Annotated in this window: 5 protein-coding genes; 4 read left to right on the forward strand and 1 reads right to left on the reverse strand. The window is 60.0% G+C overall.

Features of this window, described 5'->3' with window-relative positions; translation table 11 throughout:
- Positions 1–378: 378 nt before the first annotated feature.
- From hspD to rpoH, 3 genes are all read left to right on the forward strand, one after another.
- Positions 379–825 carry a small heat shock protein HspD gene (gene hspD / locus JQ575_RS43800; protein WP_212039333.1) on the forward strand — a complete coding sequence of 149 codons (447 nt, stop codon included), beginning with the start codon at positions 379–381 and terminating at the stop codon, positions 823–825.
- 71 nt (positions 826–896) lie between these two features.
- Positions 897–1,220: a hypothetical protein gene (locus JQ575_RS43805; RefSeq protein WP_212039334.1), complete on the forward strand. Its 324-nt coding sequence runs from the start codon at positions 897–899 to the stop codon at positions 1,218–1,220.
- A 267-nt stretch (positions 1,221–1,487) separates the two neighbouring features.
- A complete protein-coding gene (gene rpoH / locus JQ575_RS43810; RefSeq protein WP_212039335.1) occupies positions 1,488–2,363 on the forward strand; it encodes an RNA polymerase sigma factor RpoH in 876 nt (291 codons plus the stop codon).
- A 776-nt stretch (positions 2,364–3,139) separates the two neighbouring features.
- Here rpoH and JQ575_RS43815 read toward each other — a convergent pair.
- Positions 3,140–3,412 carry a hypothetical protein gene (locus tag JQ575_RS43815; RefSeq protein ID WP_212039336.1) on the reverse strand — a complete coding sequence of 91 codons (273 nt, stop codon included), beginning with the start codon at positions 3,410–3,412 and terminating at the stop codon, positions 3,140–3,142.
- Between the two features lie 122 nt (positions 3,413–3,534).
- Here JQ575_RS43815 and JQ575_RS43820 point away from each other — a divergent pair, with 122 nt between their 5' ends.
- On the forward strand, positions 3,535–4,335 hold the full coding sequence (locus JQ575_RS43820; protein ID WP_212039337.1) for a transporter substrate-binding domain-containing protein: 801 nt from the start codon (positions 3,535–3,537) through the stop codon (positions 4,333–4,335).
- Positions 4,336–4,591: the final 256 nt, after the last annotated feature.

The following is a 4,591-nucleotide window of genomic DNA, read 5'->3' on the forward strand; positions in this document are numbered from 1 at the left end:
TCGGCAGTGAACTGCTCAAGCGGACATTCGAACATGCGAAGAACTCCGGCGCTACCAACAGGGCGCTGATCACCTTCCCGTTCAACACGGTGTAGCAGGGGCTTTACATCCGGCACGGCCTATTTCCGCGCTGTCCCATCTATAATTTCAGTGTCTCGCGGCCCGTCCATTCAAGGACTACCCGGGCCGGCCTCAGTGCCTAAGCGGAGGTGACAGACGGGGCTGAAAAATTTTCAGAGCACCCCTTGAAACCAAAACCGAGTTTTGTAATTTCTAGGTCACTGGCTCCCGGGCGCCTGATGGGCCCGAGAAATCCAGACGGGCACCGGTCGTGTCTGGTGCCGCTATTAACCATTTTGCTCCTTGGAGGATCTGGCTATGCGCACTTATGACTTCGCTCCCCTGTTCCGGTCGACCATCGGTTTCGACCGTCTTTTCGACCTCGCCGAGACCGCACAGCGCGGTGCCGAGGAAGGCTATCCGCCCTACAACATCGAACGGCTGGCCGAAGACCGCTACCAGATCACGCTGGCGGTCGCGGGTTTCTCGCCGGACGAAATCTCGATCACTGCAGAGCAGAACGTCGTCACCATCGAGGGCGGCAAAACCGAGAAAGCCGAGCGCGAATTCCTGTATCGCGGGATCTCGACCCGCCACTTCAAACGGCAGTTCAACCTGGCCGACTACGTCCAAGTCAAGGACGCGTCCTTCGACAATGGCCTGCTGAAGATCGAACTGGTCCGGGAGATCCCCGAGGCCATGAAGCCGCGACGGATCGCCATCAACGCCAGCAACGTCCATCAGCTCGAATCCAAGGCGGCCTGAGCGAACAACTCGCGACGGCCCGGCCTCGTTGTGTCGGGCTGCCGCCCCCTCGTCGTAGAATGGAGGAAAACATGCGGCCGACGACCGCCATCAACGACAACGTATTCGACTTCCAAGCCCTGCTGCACCCCGGCACCGTCTTCGAGCATCCCAACGACGTGGTATCGCATCCGGACCTGACGCTGGCGGAGAAGCGCGCGATCCTGGCCTCCTGGGCCTCGGACGCTTCGGCGATCGCCTCATGTCCCGCGCTGCGGGCTCCGAAAGGACTGAAGGCGCCCGTGACCATTGACTCCATCCTCGAGGCCCTTTGCGAACTGGACGGCCGGCCGCGCAACCCGCCGGGCGGCAAGCCAAATCGTCGTTTCTCGACATCGCGCGTTCTGGCCGCCTGAGGAGGATCCCATGAAAGATATTAAATTGCCTCGTCACGTGATCGACCGGTTGGAGAACCGATGGGCAAGCCGGCTGCAGCAGGACGCAAGAGCCTGGAGCAGCGACAAGGCTAGGCCCTTTCAGTCCCGCCACGTGCGGACCCATGACGCCCGGGTCATTCCGGTTACCGTCAAGCGCGCTCGACGTGCTGCGGATGCCACTCGGTTCGCATAGAGCCGAAAGTGCGAAGCGAGGGAAGGGTCGACACACGATAAGACGAGGTGGCAATGGGAGTCACGGCAACTGTTCCGATGCTGTCACTCGACGCCGGGTTGACGCAATATCTTACGGAAATTCGCAAGTTTCCGATGTTGCGGCCCGACCAGGAGGCGGCCTATGCGATGCGCTGGCGCGAGCACGGCGATCGTGAAGCCGCCTATCACCTTGTCACCAGCCATCTGCGGCTCGTCGCCAGGATCGCCATGCGATATCGCGGCTACGGGCTGCCGATTGCGGATATCGTTTCCGAGGGAAACGTGGGCCTCATGCAGGCCGTGAAGCGCTTCGAGCCCGAGCGCGGCTTCCGGCTCGCGACCTACGCTATGTGGTGGATCAAGGCTTCGATACAGGAATACATCCTACGTTTGTGGTCGCTGGTAAAAATGGGCACCAGCGCCGCCCAAAAGAAGCTGTTTTTCAAGCTCCGGAGGACAAAAGCGGAAATCTCGGCACTGGAGGATGGCGATCTCCGTCCGGAGCACACCGCGATGATCGCCAAGAGGCTCGGCGTGCAGGAAAGCGACGTCATCCAAATGAACCGGCGCCTGGGCGGCGACGTGTCGCTCAACGCTTTGGTGCATGCAGACGAGGCGGCCGAAATGCAGGACTGGCTGGTCGACCCGGCATCCAGTCCCGAAACCGTGTACGCCGAGCAGGAGGAAGCCAAACAGCGGCGTCAGGCGCTTGCCGGCGCCATGGAGGTCCTCAACCCGCGAGAACGAAGCATATTTGAAGCGCGATTCCTGTCCGAACCATCGGTCAGGCTGGAGGATCTCGCGAAACGATATGGCGTTTCACGGGAGCGCGTACGGCAGATCGAAGTTCGCGCATTTGAAAAAGTTCGAGCTGCCGCTTGCGCCCGCTTGGCGAACAACGCTGCATGACGCCAGGCGGCCGACCCATGGAAGGCGCGGCATTGTTACCTGACACCAGTGCTCGGGCGCTTAGGGTCAATGGCACCGACCTCGGCCGCCTGCTCTGGTGCATAGGAAGACCCCACTTTGCGGCGCACTTCAGCCTGTCGACTCCCCTCGCTCTGACCGCGCGTCCCTCTCCGGCTTCCGAGCGATCGAGTTGCGGACACAGGCGGTGGAGGACCTGCACGAAACGGAAATCTACTCGCTCGCGTGGTTACTCCCGTTTATCTCGCTCAGCGTTATGCCCTCGGCGCTCAAGAACATCCATATAGCGCGCTGGTTCCCGGCGGTTGGCTCGTGATGTCTGTTCTGGGCGCAATGCCAGATCCCATGAGCCAGGCACTTGCAGCACTCAAACTGGCTCGAATCGGAACATATTCATGGACGACAAGCGAAATCGAAGATCGACTTCGAAAATTCACGTTCGACCCATACGCCAGAGCGAGTCCGTTCTTGGCCCTTAGCTAATCTCTTAGCTTCACCGAATGACCGGTTTGCGCCAATAGCGGCGGCGCGCGTGCCATCATGCTGGATTTGACCGACTCTTGGTGGCGCCAGTCGATACGCGCAATCAATCGAAGAGCGGCGCGAGCGGACTCGTTCGAGGCTTGGAGGTCCCTCGACGAGTCCGCAACCGCCGCCGCTGCATTGCCCCCCACACGCGAAGCCTACCCTTCATTCTGGTTGCGTCTGTACGATACTGATCACAAAGGAACGGAATCCGCGTCAATGTGGCATTGTGGTTACGCCTCGATAGCTTTGGTCATGCCAAATCCTCTGCGGTCCCTTTGAAGAACGGATGCCGCAACGCCCTCCGCCGACTTAGCCCTCAGTTTAAGCCGCGCCTGCGCGCAACCGACGTCGTCATAGCACTTGGCTGACTTCACGGTTTTGGCGAAGGTCCGCTTTGCGCCAAAAGCCGCCCTTGGCAGGCTGGAGATCAGCTTCGGCTCAATCCCTGAAGCAAACTCAACTCCGAAATCGCGGCACGTCCGAAAAGTGACAAAAAGCGACATGATCACCTCGTTCGCTTACCGCTGACGCTGACGCAAAAGTCCCAAATGTGTAGGGTAAACTCGCGTCACGCAGGCAGAGCAGTCGGGTTGGTTCTCAACATTTGAGAGTGAGAGGGACCGCTATGAAACTACCTCGCAGACACTTCCTTCATCTGGCGGCGGGGGCTGCCGCGCTCCCCGCTGCGCCGCAGATCGCATGGGCTCAAGCCCCATCCGCGCGTGCCACACTATTTCCAACCGGCAAACTGCGCGTCGCTCTCATTGCCTCCAATCCTGTTCTGGTGACCCGCGGTACCGACGGCTCCCTCGGCGGTGTTTCCGTCTCCGTTGCCCGGACGCTCGCTGCGCGTCTCGGCATACCGGTCGAACTCAAGCCCCACGACAATCCAATGCGTTACAACGAAAGTCTCGCGAGCGATGACTGGGACATCGGGCTTGCTGCGCGCGATCCATCTCGCGCAGAATACCTCGCGTTTAGTGTGACATTCATGGAAGTAGACAACGGCTATGTCGCGCGCGCCGGAGCAACACCAACCACCGCAGAGGAAGTCGACCGTGCAGGCGTGAAGATCGCCGTCGCGCAAGGAAGCGCGCCACACACCGTTCTGACACGCCTTATCAAGAATGCAGAGATCATACAGGTGCCCGGCGGGTTCGATTCGGCTCGCGAGGCGTTGGCAACTGGCAAAGCTGACGTTTACGGTGAGAACCTGCACCTCGCCCATCGCATTGCTGACGCCTTGCCTGGAGCACAGGTGTTGCCCGGGCGTTTCAACGTCGTGCAAATGGCAATCGGAGTGCGCAAACGAGCCGCCTCGGCGCTTCCCACCGTTGATGAACTCGTGAACGGAATGCGGTCCGATGGCACGGTGGAGAAAGCGATTACCGAAGCCGGGGAGCGGGGCGTTCGGGTTCCGAATTAGTCGCCCAACAGTCGGATAGTGTGGAGCTTGGACCACTTAGTCCGTTCTGGGTCATTCGCGTCGGTTCGCTCGGACCACCGCGACTTCCGGTCTACCCCGGTGAACGGACATCTCAGGATAGGCAGGCATGTCTCAGAGGGGCCAATGGGCACAACTAGTACAGATACTTCACCGGTCGCCCCCCAGCGCTGTTCATCTTCTCTCGGAGGACCAAGGAAAATTGATATATCGATCACGGGTATCATAACAAATATTA

Source organism: Bradyrhizobium sp. JYMT SZCCT0428, assembly GCF_018131075.1.
In the GTDB taxonomy this organism is placed as follows: domain Bacteria; phylum Pseudomonadota; class Alphaproteobacteria; order Rhizobiales; family Xanthobacteraceae; genus Bradyrhizobium.

Excerpts from the sequence above, each read along its gene's own strand:
- hspD (WP_212039333.1), top strand. The coding sequence starts at position 379 with ATGCGCACTTATGACTTCGCTCCCCTGTTCCGGTCGACCATCGGTTTC.
- JQ575_RS43805 (WP_212039334.1), top strand. The coding sequence starts at position 897 with ATGCGGCCGACGACCGCCATCAACGACAACGTATTCGACTTCCAAGCC.
- rpoH (WP_212039335.1), top strand. The coding sequence starts at position 1,488 with ATGGGAGTCACGGCAACTGTTCCGATGCTGTCACTCGACGCCGGGTTG.
- JQ575_RS43815 (WP_212039336.1), bottom strand. The coding sequence starts at position 3,412 with ATGTCGCTTTTTGTCACTTTTCGGACGTGCCGCGATTTCGGAGTTGAG.
- JQ575_RS43820 (WP_212039337.1), top strand. The coding sequence starts at position 3,535 with ATGAAACTACCTCGCAGACACTTCCTTCATCTGGCGGCGGGGGCTGCC.